The organism is Neorhizobium puerariae, assembly GCF_042429745.1.
Lineage (GTDB): Bacteria > Pseudomonadota > Alphaproteobacteria > Rhizobiales > Rhizobiaceae > Neorhizobium > Neorhizobium puerariae.
This window is the reverse complement of sequence record NZ_JBHMAA010000011.1, coordinates 367,454-387,420: the sequence shown is the minus strand read 5'-3', so window position 1 is coordinate 387,420 and position 19,967 is coordinate 367,454. Positions and strand designations below refer to the sequence as shown.

Annotated in this window: 21 protein-coding genes; 9 read left to right on the top strand and 12 right to left on the bottom strand. The window is 64.4% G+C overall.

Translation table 11 applies throughout. The features are described from left to right. Positions 1-34: 34 nt before the first annotated feature. The 3 genes from ACFFP0_RS10525 to ACFFP0_RS10515 all read right to left on the bottom strand — a co-directional run bounded on the left by ACFFP0_RS10525 (position 35) and on the right by ACFFP0_RS10515 (position 2,931). The gene (locus tag ACFFP0_RS10525) at positions 35-1,036 is read right to left on the bottom strand and encodes a sugar ABC transporter substrate-binding protein (RefSeq protein ID WP_377260100.1); all 1,002 of its coding nucleotides are present in this window, start codon (positions 1,034-1,036) and stop codon (positions 35-37) included. Between the two features lie 93 nt (positions 1,037-1,129). Continuing rightward, a complete protein-coding gene (locus tag ACFFP0_RS10520; RefSeq protein ID WP_377260098.1) occupies positions 1,130-1,696 on the bottom strand; it encodes a hypothetical protein in 567 nt (188 codons plus the stop codon). Then, a complete protein-coding gene (locus tag ACFFP0_RS10515) occupies positions 1,696-2,931 on the bottom strand; it encodes a metal-dependent hydrolase family protein (RefSeq protein ID WP_377260096.1) in 1,236 nt (411 codons plus the stop codon). The genes ACFFP0_RS10520 and ACFFP0_RS10515 overlap by 1 nt, the downstream gene beginning before the upstream one ends. Positions 2,932-3,211: 280 nt before the next feature. Here ACFFP0_RS10515 and ACFFP0_RS10510 point away from each other — a divergent pair, with 280 nt between their 5' ends. Together ACFFP0_RS10510 and ACFFP0_RS10505 are read left to right on the top strand one after the other, a co-directional pair. Beyond that, positions 3,212-3,892, top strand: a complete 681-nt coding sequence (locus tag ACFFP0_RS10510) for a GntR family transcriptional regulator (RefSeq protein ID WP_377260144.1) — start codon at positions 3,212-3,214, stop codon at positions 3,890-3,892. 352 nt (positions 3,893-4,244) lie between these two features. Beyond that, positions 4,245-5,186, top strand: a complete 942-nt coding sequence (locus tag ACFFP0_RS10505; protein WP_377260094.1) for a dihydrodipicolinate synthase family protein — start codon at positions 4,245-4,247, stop codon at positions 5,184-5,186. Between the two features lie 177 nt (positions 5,187-5,363). Here the strand turns inward: ACFFP0_RS10505 and ACFFP0_RS10500 are convergent, their stop codons facing one another. From ACFFP0_RS10500 to ACFFP0_RS10480, 5 genes are all read right to left on the bottom strand, one after another. Continuing rightward, positions 5,364-5,936: a DUF2076 domain-containing protein gene (locus ACFFP0_RS10500; protein WP_377260092.1), complete on the bottom strand. Its 573-nt coding sequence runs from the start codon at positions 5,934-5,936 to the stop codon at positions 5,364-5,366. A 23-nt stretch (positions 5,937-5,959) separates the two neighbouring features. Next, positions 5,960-6,676, bottom strand: coding sequence for a Bax inhibitor-1/YccA family protein (locus ACFFP0_RS10495; RefSeq protein ID WP_377260090.1), 717 nt, complete (start codon positions 6,674-6,676; stop codon positions 5,960-5,962). Between the two features lie 18 nt (positions 6,677-6,694). Continuing rightward, a complete protein-coding gene (locus ACFFP0_RS10490) occupies positions 6,695-7,465 on the bottom strand; it encodes an anti-sigma factor family protein (protein ID WP_377260088.1) in 771 nt (256 codons plus the stop codon). Beyond that, a complete protein-coding gene (locus tag ACFFP0_RS10485; protein WP_377260086.1) occupies positions 7,458-7,997 on the bottom strand; it encodes a sigma-70 family RNA polymerase sigma factor in 540 nt (179 codons plus the stop codon). Before ACFFP0_RS10485 ends, ACFFP0_RS10490 begins: the two co-directional genes overlap by 8 nt. Positions 7,998-8,069: 72 nt before the next feature. After that, on the bottom strand, positions 8,070-8,507 hold the full coding sequence (locus ACFFP0_RS10480; RefSeq protein WP_377260142.1) for an Lrp/AsnC family transcriptional regulator: 438 nt from the start codon (positions 8,505-8,507) through the stop codon (positions 8,070-8,072). Between the two features lie 117 nt (positions 8,508-8,624). On the opposite strand from ACFFP0_RS10480, the gene rocF reads away from it, so the two are divergent. Together rocF and ocd are read left to right on the top strand one after the other, a co-directional pair. Further along, positions 8,625-9,545, top strand: a complete 921-nt coding sequence (gene rocF, locus ACFFP0_RS10475; RefSeq protein WP_377260084.1) for an arginase — start codon at positions 8,625-8,627, stop codon at positions 9,543-9,545. Next, positions 9,545-10,606, top strand: coding sequence for an ornithine cyclodeaminase (ocd, locus tag ACFFP0_RS10470; protein WP_377260082.1), 1,062 nt, complete (start codon positions 9,545-9,547; stop codon positions 10,604-10,606). Before rocF ends, ocd begins: the two co-directional genes overlap by 1 nt. A gap of 65 nt (positions 10,607-10,671) precedes the next feature. Here the strand turns inward: ocd and aptA are convergent, their stop codons facing one another. Then, a complete protein-coding gene (gene aptA / locus ACFFP0_RS10465) occupies positions 10,672-12,003 on the bottom strand; it encodes an omega-aminotransferase AptA (RefSeq protein WP_377260080.1) in 1,332 nt (443 codons plus the stop codon). A 146-nt stretch (positions 12,004-12,149) separates the two neighbouring features. Between aptA and ACFFP0_RS10460 the strand changes: the two genes are divergently transcribed. Beyond that, entirely contained in the window at positions 12,150-12,698 is a 549-nt protein-coding gene (locus ACFFP0_RS10460; protein WP_377260078.1) for a cupin domain-containing protein, read from the top strand. An 81-nt stretch (positions 12,699-12,779) separates the two neighbouring features. Here the strand turns inward: ACFFP0_RS10460 and ACFFP0_RS10455 are convergent, their stop codons facing one another. Continuing rightward, positions 12,780-13,244 carry an Lrp/AsnC family transcriptional regulator gene (locus ACFFP0_RS10455; RefSeq protein ID WP_377260076.1) on the bottom strand — a complete coding sequence of 155 codons (465 nt, stop codon included), beginning with the start codon at positions 13,242-13,244 and terminating at the stop codon, positions 12,780-12,782. A gap of 127 nt (positions 13,245-13,371) precedes the next feature. On the opposite strand from ACFFP0_RS10455, the gene alr reads away from it, so the two are divergent. The 3 genes from alr (at position 13,372) to ACFFP0_RS10440 (ending at position 16,811) form a co-directional block, all read left to right on the top strand. Continuing rightward, the gene (alr, locus tag ACFFP0_RS10450) at positions 13,372-14,508 is read left to right on the top strand and encodes an alanine racemase (RefSeq protein ID WP_377260074.1); all 1,137 of its coding nucleotides are present in this window, start codon (positions 13,372-13,374) and stop codon (positions 14,506-14,508) included. 28 nt (positions 14,509-14,536) lie between these two features. Further along, the gene (locus ACFFP0_RS10445) at positions 14,537-15,793 is read left to right on the top strand and encodes a D-amino acid dehydrogenase (RefSeq protein WP_377260072.1); all 1,257 of its coding nucleotides are present in this window, start codon (positions 14,537-14,539) and stop codon (positions 15,791-15,793) included. 91 nt (positions 15,794-15,884) lie between these two features. Then, positions 15,885-16,811: a sensor domain-containing diguanylate cyclase gene (locus ACFFP0_RS10440; RefSeq protein WP_377260070.1), complete on the top strand. Its 927-nt coding sequence runs from the start codon at positions 15,885-15,887 to the stop codon at positions 16,809-16,811. A 27-nt stretch (positions 16,812-16,838) separates the two neighbouring features. Here ACFFP0_RS10440 and ACFFP0_RS10435 read toward each other — a convergent pair whose 3' ends face one another. Next, positions 16,839-17,048, bottom strand: coding sequence for a hypothetical protein (locus ACFFP0_RS10435; RefSeq protein ID WP_377260068.1), 210 nt, complete (start codon positions 17,046-17,048; stop codon positions 16,839-16,841). A 460-nt stretch (positions 17,049-17,508) separates the two neighbouring features. On the opposite strand from ACFFP0_RS10435, the gene ACFFP0_RS10430 reads away from it, so the two are divergent. Then, complete coding sequence (locus tag ACFFP0_RS10430) at positions 17,509-19,074, top strand: diguanylate cyclase domain-containing protein (protein WP_377260066.1); 1,566 nt, start codon at positions 17,509-17,511, stop codon at positions 19,072-19,074. A gap of 6 nt (positions 19,075-19,080) precedes the next feature. Here ACFFP0_RS10430 and ACFFP0_RS10425 read toward each other — a convergent pair whose 3' ends face one another. After that, positions 19,081-19,959 carry a LysR substrate-binding domain-containing protein gene (locus tag ACFFP0_RS10425; RefSeq protein ID WP_377260064.1) on the bottom strand — a complete coding sequence of 293 codons (879 nt, stop codon included), beginning with the start codon at positions 19,957-19,959 and terminating at the stop codon, positions 19,081-19,083. Between the last annotated feature and the right edge of the window lie 8 nt (positions 19,960-19,967).

Here is a 19,967-nt window from a genome sequence, read left to right as displayed (position 1 = left end):
GGGCAGGTCTCGCGCCGGCCATCTTTCTGCCAGGTCAGCCCTGCCATTCCGCCTTGAAGTCGGGATGGGCGTCGAGCCATTTCTTGTCGACGATCTGCGGCACGTCGCGCAGGGTCTTCTCGTCGATCCAGGCCGGCACCGGTTCGCCCTTCAGCGATTTGACGAGCGCGTCGAGCGCGGCGGCTCCCATGGATGCGGGGAACTGGGCCAGCGACGCGTCGAACTTGCCTTCGCGGATCTTGTCGATGGTGATCTGGTTGAGGCCGCCGCCGATCAGATAGACGGAGGAAACGTCGACGCCCGCGTCTTCGAGGGCGATTTCGACGCCCATCAGGTGCTGGTCGGCGTTCGAAAGCACGGCGTCGATCTTCGGATTGGCCTGCAGGATATCCTGCATCGCCTTCAGCGACGTGTCGGGGCTGTAATTGCCTTCGCCGGTCGCCACGATCTTGATGTTGTCGTGCTTGCCCAGCACTTCCTTGAAGGTGTCGTTGCGGAGATTGTCGAAAGGATAGATGAGCTGGCCGATGATGACCACGACATTGCAGGGCTTCTTGTCGGCGCAATACTCGACCACCTTCTCGGCCTGCGCCCGTGCGCCGATCGAAGGGTCCGAGGCGACGGTGGTGGTGAGCCCCTTCACCTGGGGCTCCATCTTCTTCAGGTCGGGGCCGATCGGAAAGAGCGTCGAGGCAACCTTCAGGCCTGCGTCGGTCGCGTCCTCGAGTGCGGTGGCGATGCCGACCGTGTCGTTCGGGGTGACGATGAGGGCGTCGAAGCGATTGCCCGCCGTCAGGTCCTCGACCTGGCTGAACTGCGTGGGGGCGGAGAACTCACCGTCGAAGATTTCGGTGGTGACGTTGCTGTATTTCTTGGCGGCGGCCTGGATGCCGGAATAGATGGCCTGATTGAAGCCGTTCTGGCTGGAGGCCGCCAGGAAGGCGATGCGGAACGGCTTGTCCTGCGCGGACGCGACCTGGGGAGCAATGGCTGTCCCCAAGAACAGGGCGGCGGCGGTGAAGATTCCCAGTTTCATCTCTTGAAGCTCCGTGTTTCTCTGGAGAATGATTGCGGGCCTTTTTCGGCTCTCGTTGGTTGACGACGGCGTATTTGCCTAGCTGTTGGTGTCCTAGCTTTTCAGGCCGCCCTCCAGGCTCGGCTGCGAGGGCGGGGCCATGCCCGGGCTGAATGTCGCCTCGTCGCTTCCTTCGCGCGCAAGCAGCAGGAAGCTGAGAGTGACGACCGGCTGCCAGAGGAGGGCGCGGCGAACGCGCTCGGCATCGTAGTGCCCCTTCTTTTCGAGCAGATTGACCGAACCGATGACGGTGCCGTCAGCGATTGCGGGAATATTCATGTTGGATTCGAAGCCGAGGTCGCGGATCTTCTGCCAGTCGAAGAAGACCTCGGCGATTTCCTCGATCGTGGTGGAGGAGAAATGCCGCTTGCCCACCAGCACGGTCTCGAAATAACGGTTGCGGTCGAGCCGCTTGAAATTGCCGAGCGGATAGGCCCCGGGATTTTCGGAAAAGACGCGTCTCGAACGCATGTTGGCGAGATCGTAGACCGATGCCGTCAGAAGTCCGCAGCCGGCATCGCGCTTCAGTCCTTCGTGCAGATACGAGAACACGGACGCGGCGGCACTCTCTCCCGCCGTCAGGTTCCAGACATGGTCGATATCGTAGGGTATGGCAGGCATCAGTGAACCTCCGGGAGATGGCCGCGGACGATGCGGCCGTCCTTGATGACCGCCTTGAGATTCTTCTCGGGACGCCCAAGCAAGGTGATGTCTTCGAAAGGATCGCCCTCGACGACGATCAGGTTGGCGCGGGCGCCCTCGGCGAGGGTGCCGACCTCGCCCTCCAGCCTGCAGAGCCTGGCGCCGGTTTCGGTCACGGACGCGAGGATTTCCGCCGGCGTGAGAACCCTGGCAAGCAGTTCGAACTCAAGCCCGCCATATTTCCGCAGCGGTCCGAGAAGATCGGTGCCGAAGGCCATCGGAAGGCCTGCTTCGCGCATGATGCGCAGCGATTCGACGCCCTTGTCGCGGACGACGTCGACCTTCGCCTGCTCGGCCGGTCCGAGGCCGAGGGCGGCCCCTTCGAGCTTGAGGCCCTCGTAGGCGGCAAGCGTCGGAACGGCGATGCAGCCGGCTTCCGCCGCCATGGCGGCAGTCTCCGGCGTAATGAGATTGCAGTGTTCGAGCGATTTCACGCCAAGCCTGACGCAGCGCCGGATGGCCTCGTCGTGATAGACATGGGCGGAGACATAGGTGCCCGCATGGGCGGCCTCTTCCACCATGGCGCGGATCTCGTCGTCGGAATACTGGATCGAGTCGATCGGATCGTTGGGCGACGCCACCCCGCCATTGGCCATCACCTTGATGAACCGGGCGCCTTCCTTCAGCATCCTGCGGCAGGCCCGGCGCACATCGTCGACGCCGTCGACGATCACACCCATGTTGCCAAGCCGCCAGCCGAGCGCATCCGGCCGCAGGTCGGTCCTCTGGCGCAGGTCGGTATGCCCGCCCGTCATCGACAGGCCCTTGCCGCAGATCACGAGGTCGGGACCGTCGATCAGGCCGTCCTCCACTGCGCGCACCAGGCCGATATCGGCACCGCCGAGGTCGCGGACGGTGGTGAAACCGTCGTCGAGGAGCTTCCGCATGACCGCCGCCGCCCGCAGCGCCGCGAGGCTGTCCGGCGCGATGGCATTGGACCAGAGGTCGAGCGAATGGGCGACGACATGGAAATGGCAATCGATGAGGCCGGGCATCAGCGTGCGTCCGCCGATGTCGATCCGTCTGGCCGCCTCCGGAACCGGCGCGCCGACAGCCGCGATGCGGCCCTCGCGCAACAGGACGGTCGTCGGTGCGCCGAGAGCCTGCCGCTTGAGATCGACCGGTCGCGCGTTCACAAGAGCCGTTTCTGGCATGCCGTCTCTCGCACCTCCAACCCCCGCCGCCGGCAGGTCCCGGCAGCCCGTCCACACTCCGAACGAGGAACAGGAATTCCCGGAACCGGCCGCGATGCGGATCGGAATTCTCCGGTTACCTGTCTTGTCGAAAGGCGTAACACTGGAAATTTCATTTGTCGACAAAAAATATACTGTTTGAAGTCGCACACGGATTTCGCTACTAGGATCGGAAAATACAACTTCGCTTGGTCGATGTTCGCGAGGAGGAGGGAAGGTGGACGACAAGGAAAAACAGCCGATGCATCGCCGGGGATTCGGTGTCTCGACGGTCTACGAGACGCTTCGGAACGAGATCATCGAGCTCAAGCTTGCTCCGGGCAGCCCGGTCGACGAACAGCAGTTGTCGGACCGCTTCTCGCTGTCGCGGACGCCGATCCGCGAGGCACTGGTCCGGCTGGCCGCCGAGGGTCTGATCACCACGCTGACCAACCGGGCGACGATCGTGTCGAATATCGATTTCCTCGGCCTGTCGGAGTTCTTCGACTCGCTCACGCTGATGTATCGCGTCACGACGCGCCTTGCGGCGACCAATCACGGTCCCGAGGACATCGGCAGGATACGGTCGTTCCAGAAGGCGTTCGAAAGCGCGGTGGAAAACCGTGACGTGCTCGGCATGATCTCGACGAACCGTGATTTCCACATCGCCATCGCGCAGGCCGGCAGGAACCGTTACTATGTCGACCTTTTCACGCGGCTGCTGGACGAGGGACGGAGAATTCTGAGGCTCTATTACTCGTCGTTCAGCGATGTGCTCCCGAGGCAGTATGTGAGGGAGCATGAAGACATGATACAAGCCATCATCAACCGCGATGTCGGGCAGGCGGATACGCTGGCGGCGGCGCATGCCGACCAGATCGTGCGCCAGATCCGTTCCTACATCGCCGCGGATTCCCGCCAGAGCGCCGGGCTGGTTCTATAGGCGGCCAGCGCTGGAACCGTGCCTTTGAGAGATTGCCCGCGTTTCGCCTGCCGGGGGCGCAACCAGTCTCATGCAAGCTGACGTATGGCGGTTGCGGCTTTCGGGTCCGGGGCCGGCGTATTTAAGGTCCGGCTGTATCGCATCGCGTTTCCCTCTCCGGCTTCGAACGGAAATCATGCAATTGCCCATCTTCCCCTGCGAGGAATTCGAGCAATTCCATCAATGGCTTATTGTGTCGGATGCGGCTTTGTATTTTTTTTGTCGACAAACAGTCGGCCTGCTGTTAAGCCTTTCTTCATTCCGCGCGTTTGCAGCCTCGCGAGCTGGTTTCTGTGACTGTGAGAGAATGGCGATGAAAGACTCAGTTTTTAAAGGATGTATCCCGGCTCTGATGACGCCCTGCAAGGCGGATCGGACGCCCGACTTTGCGGCTCTGGTCCGCAAGGGCCAGGAGCTTATCGGCCAGGGCATGTCCGCGGTTGTCTACTGCGGCTCGATGGGGGACTGGCCCCTGTTGACGGATGAACAGCGTCAGGAGGGCGTCAGGAGCCTCGTGGAGGCGGGCGTGCCCACGATCGTCGGGACCGGAGCGGTCAATACCCGTTCCGCCGCCGCCCATGCGGCCCATGCGGCCGAAGTCGGCGCCAAGGGGCTGATGGTGATCCCGAGGGTCCTGTCGCGCGGCTCCTCGATCGCCGCCCAGCGGGAACATTTCTCGGCCATCCTGGAGGCGGCCAAGGGCCTGCCGGCTGTCATCTACAACAGCCCCTATTATGGGTTTGCCACGCGCGCCGACCTGTTCTTCGCGCTTCGCTCGCGCTTTCCCAACCTGATCGGTTTCAAGGAATTCGGCGGCAAGCAGGACATGACCTATGCCGCCGAGAACATCACCTCCGGCGATGACGACCTGACGCTGATGGTCGGCGTCGATACGGGCGTCTACCATGGTTTCGTCAATTGCGGAGCCGGCGGGGCTATCACCGGCATCGGCAACGCCCTTCCGAAGGAAGTCCTGCATCTCGTCTCGCTCTGCGAAAAGGCGGCTGAGGGAGATGCGCAGGCCCGCGTCGAGGCGCGCGAGCTGGAGGAGGCCCTGACGGTTCTCTCGACCTATGACGAAGGGCCGGATCTCGTCCTGCACTACAAGTACCTGATGGTGCTGAACGGCGAGAAGGAATATTCGCTGCACTTCAACGAAAGCGACAAGCTCAGCGCGTCGCAGCAGCGTCATCTGGAAAACCAGTATGCGCTCTTCAGAACCTGGTATGCGGCCCGTTATCCGAAGGCGGCCTGATATCCGCAATCGCGCAGGCGATTGAAAGGACACCGATATCCGCGAACGGCAGCAGTCCGCGGTTTTCCGTCCCTTGCGGGGCGGGGGCTCCGGGGACGAGGGAGGGCACGCGCTTTCTTCGTCCTCTAATGCGCCGGGAAAAGGCGGCCGGTCTCCCGGCCGCCCCGTACGTCGGTCCTAGAATTCCATGTCGTCGCCGCCGAAATCCATCTCTCCGGCTGGCTCCTCCGCTGTCGGTTCAGCCGCCTGGGGCTCGGCGGCCTGGGCCTCGTCGCCGCCAAACATGCCCATGATGGCGTTGCCGAGCAGGACGCCGCCCGCGACGCCCATGGCGGTCTGCGCCGCTCCCGCGAGGAAGCCGCCGCCGGCCCGCTGCTGCATCGGCATGGCGCCCTGGGTGTTCTGGTTCTGGGCTCCCCAGGGCGACGCCGGCGACGGGTGGCCATAGGCAGACGGAGCGGCCCGTTGCGGCGCGGCGCTGCCGCCGAACATGCCGGAGAACAGGCCGCCGCGCTGGGGCTGGCTCTGCGCGGCCTGGGCCTCCAGTTCCTCGATGCGGCGCTGGGCCGCTTCGAGCGCCTGTTCCTGCACGACGATCGTCTGCGCCATGAAGTAGGGCGCGCCCGGCTGCTGGCCGATGCGGTCCTGAATGTAGCGGTCGGATGCCGCGTCGCGCGGGCCGGCCTGCCGCTCGACATGGGCGAGCTTGGCGAACAGGCCCTCGATGGCCTGCTGGTCGTTGCGATCCATGAAATATCTCCCTTTCCGGACTGTTACTCTTCGCGCTGGCCGGTGAAATTCAGCAGCAGCTGGAAGATGTTGACGAAGTTCAGGTAGAGCGAGAGCGCGCTGAACACGGCCAGCTTCTGCTGGGATTCCTGGTCGAAATTCTCGGCATACTGTTCCTTGATGTTCTGCGTGTCCCAGGCCGTCAGTCCGACGAAGACGACGATGCCGATCACGGAGATCGCGAATTGCAGCGCGCTGGAGCCCAGGAAGATGTTGACGATGGAGGCGATGACCACGCCGATCAGGCCCATGACCAGGAAGGAGCCGAACTTCGAGAGGTCGCGCTTGGTGACGTAACCGTAGAGACTGGTCGCCCCGAACATGGTGGCGGCGATGAAGAAGGTCCTGGCGATGCTCGCGCCGGTGAAGACGAGGAATACCGAGGCGAGCGAAAGGCCCATGACGGCGCAGAAGGCCCAGAAGGTCATCTGCGCGGTCGAGGCCGACATCGTCTGGATGCGGAACGAGAAGAAGAACACGAAGGCGAGCGGGGCGAGCATCACCACCCACTTCAGCGGGGTGGAGAAGATCGGCACGTAGAGCGCCGGCGTCGTGCCGACGATGAAGGCCACGATGCCCGTCACCACCAGGCCGAGGCCCATGTAGTTGTAGACGCGCAGCATGTGACGGCGCAGGCCCTCGTCGAAGGCGGCGGCCGATGCCTGGCTGTAGCCGCCGAAACGGTTCTGGTTCGGATACATGAAAATCTCCCTTGAAGATCAGTAGAGTGAATTCCTGAGAAGTTCGGCTTCGTCGGCGAGGCCGGTGTTCGGAGCGCTCGACACGACTGCGTAGGCGACCTCGCCGAGCTGCCACCAGGCGGCTTCCGCATCTGCGAGGTTGAGGTCCTTGACCTGCTCGACCGCGAAATGGCCGGGTCTTACGGCGAACAGGGAAATCTGCGTGCCATCCTTGGTCCGGATGCTGATTTCCACGCTCGGGCCGTAGCCCGACGGAAACACCTGGACGTCCGAAACCTGCCAGTCCTTGGGCAGTTCGGGCATGACGAGGGCGGTCGCGGCGCGAATGTCCTCGCGGTCGTAGGTCTTCATTCCCGGCTGCGACGGCATGTCCTGCCGGACGAGCGCCGTCTGGTGGGCGCGCACGGCCTGCTCGATGAAAGCCGGCGGATGAACGGAGGCGTTCACCTCGCGCAGGCCGAAAGGCCCGACCGAGGAATGTGCGAACCAGCCCGCCGAGACCAAGACGCCGATCGCGGCGACGCGGCGGAGGGCCGACCACATGCGCATGCCGGCCAGACCGGAGGAAAGGCGGCGCGCGGCCTCGCGCGTCTCCGGGCGGCCCGTGATCCCGTCCGGAGCCACGGCCAGCTTCAGCGTCGTGCGCATGCCGAGATCGGCCATGACGCGGGCGGCCGCATCCGGATGCCGGGCAAGCCAGGTCTCGACCCGAAGACGGCCGGCGGCATCGAGCTGATTGTCCACATAGGCGTCGAGATCGGTATCGAGAATGGTTTCGACGTCAGTCATTGCCGCCTCCCACGAGTCTCAGATGGCTTGGTTGCTTTCCGTCGGCCTCGAAGGCGCGAAGGGCTGCGCGTGCCCGCGACACGCGCGACATGAGGGTTCCGACGGGGATGCCGAGCGCATCGGCCGCCTCCTGGTAGGACAGGTCCTCGATGGCGACGAGATGCAGCGCTTCCCGTTGATCCTCCGGCAGCGCCATGAAGGCCTCGCGCACCTGGCCGAGCCGGATCGCGTGCTCCTGGCCGGCGGGATAGGACGGTTCCGCCTCGAGCGTGGCGGCGTCGTCGCGCCGCTGCCGGGCGATGGCGGAGCGCATCCGGTCGATATGCGTATTGTGCACGATGGCGAGGAGCCAGTTGCGCAGGCTGGCGCCCGGCTTGCCCGGCTTGAATGTCGTCCGGCGCTCATAGGCCCTGACGAGGGCGTCGTGGACGAGGTCCTCGGCATCGGTGGAATTGCGCGCGAGCGAACGGGCATAACGTCTCAGCGTGCCGAGCTGTCCGATGACATCGAAGGGGCGTTTGTTCCGGTCCATACCTACATATACGGATCGGAGCCGGTTTTTCTTCCATCGGAGCGGATTTTTTTCGACGCGGCTCGATGGAGCCTACAAGCGCGCCCTGGTGCTGCGGGGCGTCGCCAGCAGCAGGTTGGTTTCGCTGGCGGTGATTCCCGGCACCAGCCGGATGCGGCGAAGCACGTTGTCGAAATCGGCAAGCGTTGCCGCGCCAAGCTCGACGATCAGATCCCACCGCCCGTTGGTGGTGTGGATTTCCGAGATTTCCGGAAAGCCGCCGAGTGTCCTGATCACGCGGTCCGTCACCCGCCCCTCGATCTCGATCATCATGATCCCGCGCACCGGCAGTTCGACGGTGTCGGCTCTCAGGATCACCGTGTAGCCGAGAATGTTGCCGTCCTTCTCGAGCTTTTCCATCCGGGAGCGTACAGTGGCGCGCGAGGCGCCGAGATCGGCCGCCAGGTCCGAAATGCTGCGCCGGGCATTGTGGCGCAGGAGCGTTACCAGTCGGCTATCGAGATCGTCCATGGTCAAATCGGCAAACGAAGATGTCATTTTGATAAACGGTTTCTCCATATCTGGCAATTCTTGCTGTTCATTCTGCCACCTTTCCATGGTTCCATTGACGTTAACGGAGGTATTCGCATGCACTGCAAATTGATTGGCGTTCCCCTGCAGGACGGCGCATCGCAGCTCGGCTGCGAAATGGGGCCGAGCGCCCTTCGGACGGCCGGGCTCGAGGCCGCCCTGAAGGAGCTCGGCCACGACGTGACGGATCTCGGCAATGTCGGTCCGGCGGGCCTGCCGGATATACGCCATCCGAATGCGGCGGTGCGCCGGCTGCCGCAGATCGTCGCCTGGACGGAACTGCTGACGGAGCTTGCCTATCGTGAAAGCGCCGAAGGTGTGCCGATCTTCCTCGGCGGCGACCATGCGGTGTCCGCCGGCACCGTGGCGGGCATGGCCCGCAGGGCCGGCGAACTGGGACGGCCGCTCTTCGTGCTGTGGCTCGACGCCCATACGGATTTCCATTCGCTCGATACGACGCAGAGCGGCAATCTGCACGGCGTGCCGGTCGCCTATTTCACCGGCAGGAAAGGGTTCGAGGGCTATTTCCCGGCGCTCTCCCATCCGGTCGACCCGTCCCGCGTCTGCATGATCGGCATCCGCAGCGTCGATCCGGCCGAGCGCGCCGCCCTGAAGGGGAGCGACGTGACCGTGCACGACATGCGGGTGATCGACGAGCACGGGGTGGCGGCGCTGCTGCGCAGCTTCATCCAGAAGGTGGAGGCTGCGCGCGGGCTGCTGCATGTCAGCCTCGACGTCGATTTCCTCGATCCCGACGCCGCGCCGGCCGTCGGCACCACGGTGCCCGGCGGGGCCACGTTCCGGGAGGCGCATCTCGTCATGGAGATGCTGCATGACAGCGGCCTCGTCACCAGCCTGGACCTGGTGGAGCTCAATCCCTTCCTGGATGAGCGCGGCCGGACCGCCAAGCTGCTGGTGGACCTGACGGCCAGCCTGATGGGCCGCAAGGTCATGGATCGTCCGACAAGGAGCTATTGATGCCCGTACCCGAGAACCTGAACATCGTGCCGTTCATCAGCGTCGAGAACATGATGGACCTCGTCATCGCCGTGGGAACCGAGACCTTCCTTCTGGAGCTGGCGGGCTACATCGAAGACGATTTCCGTCGCTGGGAAAGTTTCGACAAGGTTCCCCGGGTCGCGTCGCATTCCAGGGACGGGGTGATCGAGCTGATGCCGACCAGTGACGGCCGGCTCTACGGCTTCAAATATGTCAACGGTCATCCCAAGAACACCAGGTCCGGCAGGCAGACGGTGACGGCCTTTGGCGTTCTGTCCGATGTCGACAGCGGCTATCCGCTGCTGCTCTCCGAAATGACCATCCTGACGGCCTTGCGTACGGCCGCGACCTCCGCCGTCGCGGCCAGATATCTGGCGCCCCGGAACGCCCGGACCATGGCGCTGATCGGCAACGGCGCCCAGAGCGAGTTCCAGGCGCTCGCCTTCAAGACGCTGCTGGGCGTGGATCACCTGCGGCTCTACGACATCGATCCGGCGGCCACCGACCGCTGCCGGCGCAACCTCGATCGCTTCGGCTTCCGGATCGAGGCCTGCCGCTCCGCCGAACAGGCGGTGGAAGGGGCCGAGATCATCACCACCGTGACGGCGGACAAGCAGAACGCGACCATCCTGACCGACAACATGGTCGGGGCCGGCGTTCACATCAACGCGGTCGGCGGCGACTGCCCCGGCAAGACGGAACTGCATCGGGATATCCTTCTGCGCTCGGACATCTTCGTGGAGTTTCCGCCGCAGACGCGGATCGAAGGCGAGATACAGCAACTGGCCGCCGGTCATCCCGTGACGGAACTCTGGCGCGTCATCGCCGGCGAATTGCCCGGCCGCCGGTCGGAAACGCAGGTCACGCTGTTCGACAGCGTCGGGTTCGCGACCGAGGACTTCTCCGCGCTTCGCTATGTCCGAGACAAGATCAGCGGATCGAGGTATTTCAACCAGCTGGACCTGCTGGCCGACCCGGACGAACCCCGCGACCTGTTCGGCATGCTGTTGAGGCGCCAGGCGGCTCTTGCGGCTGCATAGGGCGAGGCGGCCGGAAAAGGCCCGGACCTGTCTCCGGGCCTGCCATACGGTCATATGGCTGATCGTCAGGCGGCCCGCTTCAGGGCGTCGCCGAGGATCGAGACGATGGTGCCGATCTGCTCCTTCTCGATGACCAGCGGCGGGGACAGAGCGATGATGTCGCCCGTGACGCGGATCAGCAGCCCTTTGTGGAAGCAATCCACGAAGACGTCATAGGCGCGGGCTCCCGGAGCGCCGTCGCGGGAGGCGAGTTCGACGGCGCCGACAAGGCCGAGATTGCGGATGTCCACGACATGCGGCAGGCCTTTCAGCGAGTGGAGCGCTTCCTGCCAGTCTTCGGCGAGTTCCGATGCGCGCGTCAGCAGCCCTTCTTCCTCGTATATGTCCAGCGTGGCGAGGCCGGCCGCGCAGGCGACCGGATGGCCCGAATAGGTGTAGCCGTGGAAAAGCTCGATCGCGTTTTCCGGGCCGGTCATCAGCCCGTCGTGGACCTTGCGGCTGGCAAAGACGGCGCCCATCGGGATCGTTCCGTTGGTGATGCCCTTCGCCGTCGTCACGAGGTCGGGGATGACGCCGAAATAATCCGTGGCGAACGGCGTGCCGAGGCGGCCGAAACCGGTGATCACCTCATCGAAGATCAGCAGGATGCCATGCTTGTCGGCTATCGCCCGCAGCCGTTCGAGATAGCCCTTCGGCGGCAGGATGACGCCGGCCGAGCCGGACATCGGTTCGACGATGACGGCGGCGATGGTTTCCGCCCCGTGCAGCGCGACGAGGCGCTCCAGGTCTTCCGCCAGTTCCACGCCATGCGCGGGCAGGCCCCTGGTGAAGGCATTGCGTTCGAGATCCAGCGTATGACGCATGTGGTCGGCCGGAATCTGCGGGAAGACGCGCCGGTTGTTGACCAGTCCGCCGACGGAAATGCCGCCGAAGCCGACGCCGTGATACCCTTTCTCGCGACCGATGATGCGGGTGCGGGTGCCCTGGCCGATGGCGCGCTGGTAGGCGATGGCGATCTTCAGCGCCGTGTCGACCGATTCCGAACCCGAACCCGTGAAGAATACCCGGTCGAGTCCGGCCGAAGCGCCGCCCGGCGCGTTTGCCGCAAGCCTGGTTGCGAAATCGAAGGCGACCGGGTGGCCCATCTGGAATGTCGGCGCATAGTCCAGCATGGAGAGCTGCCGCTCGACCGCCTGCACGATCTTCTTGCGGCCATGGCCGGCATTGACGCACCACAGGCCGGCGGTGCCGTCCAGCACCTTGTTGCCGTCGATGTCGGTGTAATACATGCCCTCCGCGCCGGCCAGAAGCCGCGGAGCGGCCTTGAACTGGCGGTTTGCGGTAAACGGCATCCAGAAATTGTCGAGGTTGGGTGTGTTCTTGCTGATCTGGTTCATCGCGGCCTCCGTTGCTGGCCGCAATCAATGCAGCGATTTCCCTCGCCCGAACAAGTCCTTTTCTGCCGTCGTGTAAGGCATTGAAATCCATGGATCGCATGTGGCTGGTTTGCTATATTCCGAACATCTGAAAACCGGGGTTGTCCATGTCCGTCGATATCGGAAGCCGGCTGCGCCACCTGCGCAGGGTCCACAATCTGTCCCAGCGCGAGCTTGCGAAACGGGCGGGGGTCACGAATTCGACGATCTCGCTCATCGAGTCGAACTCGTCCAACCCGTCCGTCGGCGCGCTCAAGCGAATCCTCGACGGGATACCCATCGGCCTTGCGGAGTTCTTCGCCTTCGAGCCGGAGCGGCCGCGCAAGGCCTTCTATGCCGCCGAGGAACTGACCGAGATCGGCAAGGGGCCGATCTCCTATCGCCAGATCGGCGACAATCTGTTCGGGCGCAGCCTGCAGATCCTCAAGGAGTGTTATCAGCCGGGCGCCGATACGGGCAAGGTTCCGCTCGTCCATGACGGAGAGGAGGGAGGGATCGTCCTGTCCGGGCGGCTGGAGATCACCGTCGATGACGAACGCCGCATCCTCGGGCCGGGCGACGCCTATTATTTCGAAAGCCGGCGTCCCCACAGGTTCCGGTGCGTGGGACCGGTCCCCTGCGAGATCATCAGCGCCTGCACGCCGCCGACGTTCTAGCTCCCCGGGTCACGTCGGCAATCCGGCGCCCTGCGGCGATCGATCTCGCAAAAAACCGCTCGCAGGTCCCGCGCGATATGCCTATCGCCGGCCCTTTGCGCGGGTGGCCAGCACGTTGCGGATCGAGAAGCTCGAATGGATGCGGAGCACGCCCGGCAGGGTGGACAATATCTCCTTGTGGATGCGTTCGAACTCGCCCGCATTGGCGACCTCCACCTTCAGGAGATAGTCGGACCCGCCGGTCATCAGGAAACATTCCTGGATTTCCGGGTGTTTCTTGACCGCTGCCTCGAACCGGTTGAGGTGATCCTCGGTCTGCCGCTCCAGCGTGATGTTGATGATCACCGCGATGGCGTTCTCCACGGCCCCGCCGTCGATCAGCGCGGTATAGCCGCGGATGACGCCCGCGCTTTCGAGAAGCCTGATCCGCCTCAGGCAGGCGGATGGGGAAAGGCCCACTTCCGCGGCGAGTCCGGCATTGCTGATGCGTGCGTTCAGCCGCAGGAGCCGAAGGATGTTGCGGTCTGTGGCGTCCAGGGAAGGCATGGCGGATTATTCCAGTTTGTCGCTGATCGTTTCAATAATTGCCTTTCATTCGAATAATCAAGCATTGATTGGCAGGAAATTCTTCGATCGTTTCAATATCCTCCTGCGAATAAGACGAGGGGCTGAAATGGACGCTGGTTTGTGGAATTCTCCGGTGGGCAGGCCGCTGGATGGCGAGGGTGCATCGGGGCGCCTGACCATCGATCTCGCCGCCATTTGCCGGAATTATGGAAAACTGGCGGCCATGCTGGCGCCGGCGAAAACCGGCGCGGTCGTCAAGGCCGATGCCTACGGGCTCGGCGCCGGGCGGGTTGGCTCCGCTCTCCTCGCGGCCGGATGCCGTGATTTCTTCGTCGCGCATTTCGGCGAGGCGATGAAGCTGAAGCCCCACCTGCGGGATGCCGGCCGGATCTTCGTCCTGAACGGCCTCCAGCCGGGCAGCGAGGCGGCATGCGCGCAGGCCGGCATCGGTCCCGTTCTGAACTCGATCGAGCAGTTGAGGCGGTGGCGGTCCGCCGCGCGCAATTGCGGGCGCGTTCTTCCGGCGGTCCTGCAGTTCGACACCGGCATGTCCAGATTGGGCATCCCCCCGGAGGAAAGACCGCTTCTCCGCCGGGAACTCGAAGGATGCGGGGAGATCGAGATCCTCTGCGTGATGAGCCATCTCGCCTGCGCCGACGACGCCGACAGCCGGCAGAACGCCGATCAACTGGCGGAAATGCGGAAGATCGCGGCGGAATTTCCCGGTTTCGACGTCTGCTTCGCGAACTCGGGCGGTATCTTCCTCGGGGCGGAATACCATCACGTTCTCGCGCGTCCGGGCATCGCGCTTTATGGCGGCGCGCCGTCGGGCGGCGGCGCCAATCCCATGGAGCCGGTCGTCCGCCTCGACGTCGCCGTCATCCAGACCCGGACGGTTGCGGCCGGAATTCCCGTCGGTTACGGCGGCACCCACGTCACCTCGGGCGAAACGCGGCTCGCGACCATCGCCGCCGGTTATGCCGACGGCCTTCTGCGCAGCCTGAGCAGCCGGGGCGCCGTCTATTACGACGGTATCCGGCTGCCGGTCGTCGGGCGGGTCTCGATGGACAGCATGACGGTGGACATCACGGCCCTGCCTCCGGGAACGCTTTCGCTCGGCAGTCTGGTGGAGGTCGTCGGCCCGCACCAGACGCTTGAGGATCTGGCCGAAGCGGCCGGAACGATCGCCTATGAAATCCTGACCGGTCTCGGTCATCGCTACCAGCGCGAATATCACCACTGACAGCCTCCGCGCGACAATAGGGGAAAACATGAAAGTCACGGTTCTCGGCGCAGGCGTCATCGGCGTCACCACCGCATATCAGCTTGCGAAGGCGGGCCACGAAGTCACCGTCGTCGACCGGCAGGCGGGACCGGCCCTCGAAACGAGCTTCGCCAATGCCGGCGAGGTGTCGTTCGGCTACTGCTCGCCATGGGCCGCGCCGGGCATTCCGCTCAAGGCGGTCAAGTGGATATTCATGAAGCACGCGCCCCTCATCCTGCGGCCCAGGATGGATCGCGCCATGCTCTCCTGGCTGTTCAAGATGCTCTCGAACTGCACGTCGGAGCGTTATGCGGTCAACAAGAGCCGGATGTTGAGGCTGGCGGACTACAGCCGGGTGTCGCTCGCCGCCGTCAGGGAAGAGACCGGCATCGCCTATGACGAGCGGATGCAGGGAACCCTGCAGCTCTTCCGCACGCAGCAGCAGCTCGACGCTTCCGCCAAGGACGTCAAGGCGCTTGCCGCCGACGGCATCCCCTACGAGGTGCTCGACCGGGACGGATGCATCCGTGTCGAGCCGGCGTTGCGGCACGTCCGCGACAAGATCGTGGGCGGGCTCCTGACGCCGAAGGACGAGACCGGCGACTGCTTCAAGTTCACCAATGCGCTTGCCGCAAAAGCCGTCGAACTCGGCGTGCAGTTCCTCTACGGACGCGACATCAAGGCCCTCGAGGTCGACAACGGCCAGATGCGGGGCGTCTTGACCGATCAGGGGCCGATCCGTTCCGACGCCGTCGTCGTCGCGCTCGGAAGTCATTCGCCCCTGCTCCTGAAGCAGGTCGGCATCACGCTGCCCGTCTATCCGGTGAAGGGCTATTCGCTGACGATCCCGATCGCGGATGCCGGCCGCGCCCCGGAATCGACCGTGATGGACGAGACCTACAAGATCGCGATCACCCGCCTGGGCGATCGCATCCGCGTCGGCGGCATGGCGGAAATCTCCGGGTACACGAACGATCTTCCCCTCGCGCGCCGCGGGACGCTGGAACATTCCGTCACCGATCTGTTTCCCGGCGGCGACGTGCGGCAGGCGACCTTCTGGTCGGGTCTGCGCCCGATGACCCCGGATGGAACGCCGGTGATCGGCGCGACGCGCATCCGCGGTCTTTTCCTCAACGCGGGCCACGGAACTCTCGGCTGGACGATGAGCTGCGGTTCGGCGCGGCTGATTAGCGATCTCGTCAGCGGCCGGAAACCCGACATCGATACTTCGGACCTTGCAATCCACCGTTATGCCGGCGCATGAGCCGGCATGGCGGCGATGATCCTGCCGCTTTGCCTTTCCTTCCTCGAATTCGTGCCATAGGTATTGCCCGGTAACAGGGACAAGCTTTTGTATGGACGAGATATTCGAGCAGTTCGTTCACCTCGCGTCGGCGAGCGCGACATTGATTGCCCTCTATGATGCCGATGATCGCCTGCGGTATGCGAACGAGGCCTTCCGCGCCGCATATTTCGTCGAGCCGGACGAAACCCCGCTCTGGCCGGACCTGATGCGGCGGAACTTCGATCTCGGCCGGGGGACGGTGATCCGCGCCGCCGATTTCGAGGCATGGCTGCGATCGACATTGTCCCGTCGCGGCAAGATCGGATTTCGCGCCTTCGAGACCGACCTTCTCGACGGACGCTGGTTCTGGATGACGGAGACCGTCCAGAAGAACGGCTGGATGCTGTGCATCGCCGGCGACATAACGTCCCTGCGCGTCGATGAGCGCAGCGTCAGGCAGGACCGCGACCAGGCGATCAGGGCGTCCCAGACGGACGAACTGACCGGGATCGCCAACCGGCGCTTCGTCATGGCCCGCATCGAGGACATGGTGGGCCATGTCGCCGCAAGAGAGCGCGGCGATGGCTGTCTTGCCGTGCTCGACATCGACAATTTCAAATATATCAACGACCGTCTCGGCCATCAGGCCGGGGACCTCGTGTTGCGGGATTTTGCCCATCGCATTCACCAGAACGTCAGGCGCAGCGATTGTTTCGGCCGCGTGGGAGGGGAGGAATTCCTTCTGGTCATGCCGGGCACGACGGCAGGGGAAGCGATGGTGATCGTGGAGCGGATGCTGGCCCTGATCCGCATGTCCCGGCCGCTCGCCGATCCGGTGGACTTCTCCTACACCTTCTCGGCCGGCATCGCGGCCTGCCGGGAAGCGGACTCGGTATCGGACATCTACCGCAGGGCGGACCAGGCGCTTTATGCCGCCAAGATGGCCGGCCGCAACAGGATATGGGCGGATGGCGGCGGGCAGGGAGCGGCCTTCTGACCGGTCTCCGATTAGGCTTTCTTGAGGTTACATGCCTTCCGGCTGCCCGAGCAGGCGCTGCAGGGTGTTGAGGGATTGCCTGCAACTGTGCAGGCGGGCGGCAAGCTCTGTCCGCCGGCCCTCGGCATCGCGATCGCCGGCAGGCAGGTCCAGGCGGTCCCGCTCGATCTCCGTCATCATTTGCCGATAGATGGCGACCTGTTCTTCCAGATACCGTCTTGCCTTGTCTTCGCTCATGTTCTGTTCCTCGAGGGGTCGACCGATGGAATACCGGTTTCCGCCCCCGCTTTGGGAACACCTAACAGAGAAGCCGGCCGGCCCGGTTTGAACTGCGTCAAAGGATGGCGGGATAAATCGAAATTCTTTTATGCCGTCGCGGTGGAGGCTTACAAAGTCCATATGACGGAACGGCGTGCCGGCAGGCGGGGTCGTCCGGCAACGCCCTGCGGTTCCGGTCGAGGCCGAAGGTCAACGCGCTTGCGGGAGAAAGTCCGCAGCGTCGCCGGACTTGCGAACAACATTCGCTGATGGCGAGGAAGCTCCCGGGAGGCGCACCTAGACTTTGGCTGTTGCTCCGGGTGGAGCGGGCCGGTGAAGCAAGTGCAATTCCTTTACTATAGGCCCGTATGATCAAGTCTTGGCGCAGCGCGCGAAACGACGTGGCTCATGTGAGGCAGCAATGCTTGGGACGGAAATCATGGCATTTCTGGAAGGCTGCCCGATGGCGGTGCTCATCCTGGATGCGGGGGGCGTCGTTGCATTTGCGAATGCCGAAGGCCGTGGGCTCTTCCAACCCCGGCCGGAGCTTCTTGGCCACCAGGCCTGCGAAATTCTGTCCGAGTGGCCTCTCGCCCCGGGCGTTTCCCATTCCGTCGTCCTCGATGATGGCGCGGGAGGCGGCCGGGCCTGTCTTGCGAGGGTCGTCACCTGGACTGCGGCCGCAGGCGTCATGACTGCGGTCCTTCTGGAGCCGGAAGACGAGGAGACGTCGGCCGGAAAGGCCGCCCGCGAGGCCAGCCTCCGGCTGCGATACGTGATCGAGATGCTGCCGCAGGCGGTCTGCGTCTTCGATTCGAAAGACCGGTACATCCTGTGGAACCGGAAATACGCGGAGCTTTATTCCGACATCGCGGATTACCTGACGCCGGGGATTCCGTTCGAGGAGATCCTGAAGATCAGTCTGGCGGGCGGCGGCATTCCGGAGATCGTTTCCGACCGGGATGCCTGGCTGCGCGTGCGCATGCGGAAATTCAGGCAGCCGTCCTCCCAGGAGGAACAGCATCTCCGCGACGGCCGCTGGATGCGGTACGACGACCGGCGCACGCCGGACGGCGGCGCCATCGGCATGCGGATCGATATCACCGACCTCAAGCAGCGCGAGGAATGGCTCCGCCAGCTTTTCGACGCCAATCCCATGCCCATGCTTCTCTGCGACGGCGATAGCCTCGCCATTCTGGACGCCAATCTTGCCGCGCTGAACTTCTACGGTTTCGACAGGACGGCGCTGCTGTCGAAGAGCGCCTCCGGCATGCATGCGGCGGGCGAGGCGGAGGGGTTCGCGGCAAGGCTGCGCAATCTCGAAGCCGACTGCGAGGCGAGGACCGTGTGGCGGCAGCATATGGCCGACGGCAGGGAGCGGCACGTCCTCATCTATGTGCGCTTTCTCTATGAAGGCCCCGACCGGCGGCTTCTGCTGACGGTCGCGGATGTCAGCGACCGGGTGCTGGCGGAGGCGGAAGCCAACCGCCTCGCGCATCATGATGCGTTGACGGGCCTTCCGAACCGGATGCAGTTCTACAAGGCGCTCGCGGCCGCTTCGAACCCCGGAAGCGCCGCCCGCGTCGTCGCCTATTGCCTCGACCTCGACGGTTTCAAGCCGGTAAACGACACGTTCGGGCATGCTGCCGGCGACGAGGTGCTCAAGATGGTCGCCGTGCGCCTGCGCTCCGAAGCGAAGGGCCACATGGTTGCGCGGCTGGGAGGCGACGAGTTCGCAATCCTGCTGCCCGCCGCCACGGATGTCGACACCCGGCTGGCGCAGCGATGCATCGCGGCCTTCGAGGTTCCTTTCGTCATCCGGGGATTGCCCATCACGCTTGGCGTCAGCATCGGCATCGCGTCCGCCCCGGCCGACGGGCTGGATGGGGAGGCGCTGGTCCAGGCTGCCGATCGCGCCCTTTATCAGGCCAAGGCCGCCGGCCGGAATACCTGGCGCCTTGCTTCGGCCGAAAGGCGCGCGCCGGAGCTTGCCAAGGCGAGATAGGCCGGGTCACGGAGGAGAGGGTGCCTCGCCGGCTTTCATCCGCAGCCAGTCCCTGAACGTTCCGGCTTCCTGCGAAAGGTTGCGCGCTTCGATGAGCCAGTATGCCTTGTCCATATCGGACGGCAGGTCGAACAAGGTGACCAGCTCTCCCCGCGCGATCTCCTTCGCGACGAGCGCCGTCGGGCAGAGGCCGACACCCTGGCCGCCGATCACCGGTCCGATCATCAGGGTGAGATCGGCGAACATGGGTCCGGCTTTCGAGATGGCATCGATGCCGGCGGCGGCGAACCATCGTGTCCAGGCATCGGCTGTCTCGTCATGGAGGAGTTCCGCGTCAAGAAGGTCGGCCGGCGCTTCGAACGGCCCGTGGCGATCCCGGAACTCCGCCGAGCAGGTGGGGCGTGTCCCGGCGTCGAGAAGCCGGAAGGCATCCCGGTCCGGTCGCGTTCCGTGCCGGATCAGCAGGTCCGCATTGGCGGCTTCCGGCGTCTTCGCATCGAGTGTGTAGAGGATGTTGATGCGGATGTGCGGATGCGCCGCCTTGAATTCCGGCAGCCGTGGAATGAGCCATCGCGTCGCCATGGATGCGATGCACGCGATGCTGACGGGCCGGTTGTGGGCCTCCAGCTTCAGGCGCCGCGCGACCGTTTCGATGTGGCCGAGCCCGTGCGTCGCGGCCGCGCCGAATTCACGGCCGGCCGGCGTCAGGGTGACGCCGCGCGTGTGGCGCACGAACAGCGGAACCTCCAGCCAGTTCTCGATCGTCCGGACATGCTGGCTGATGCCGGCAGAAGTCAGGTGCAGCTCCGAAGCCGCCTTGACGAAGCTTTCATGGCGCGCGGCGGCCTCGAATGCGCGCAGGGAGGCGATGGGAAGGTTTCTCATGAGACGAA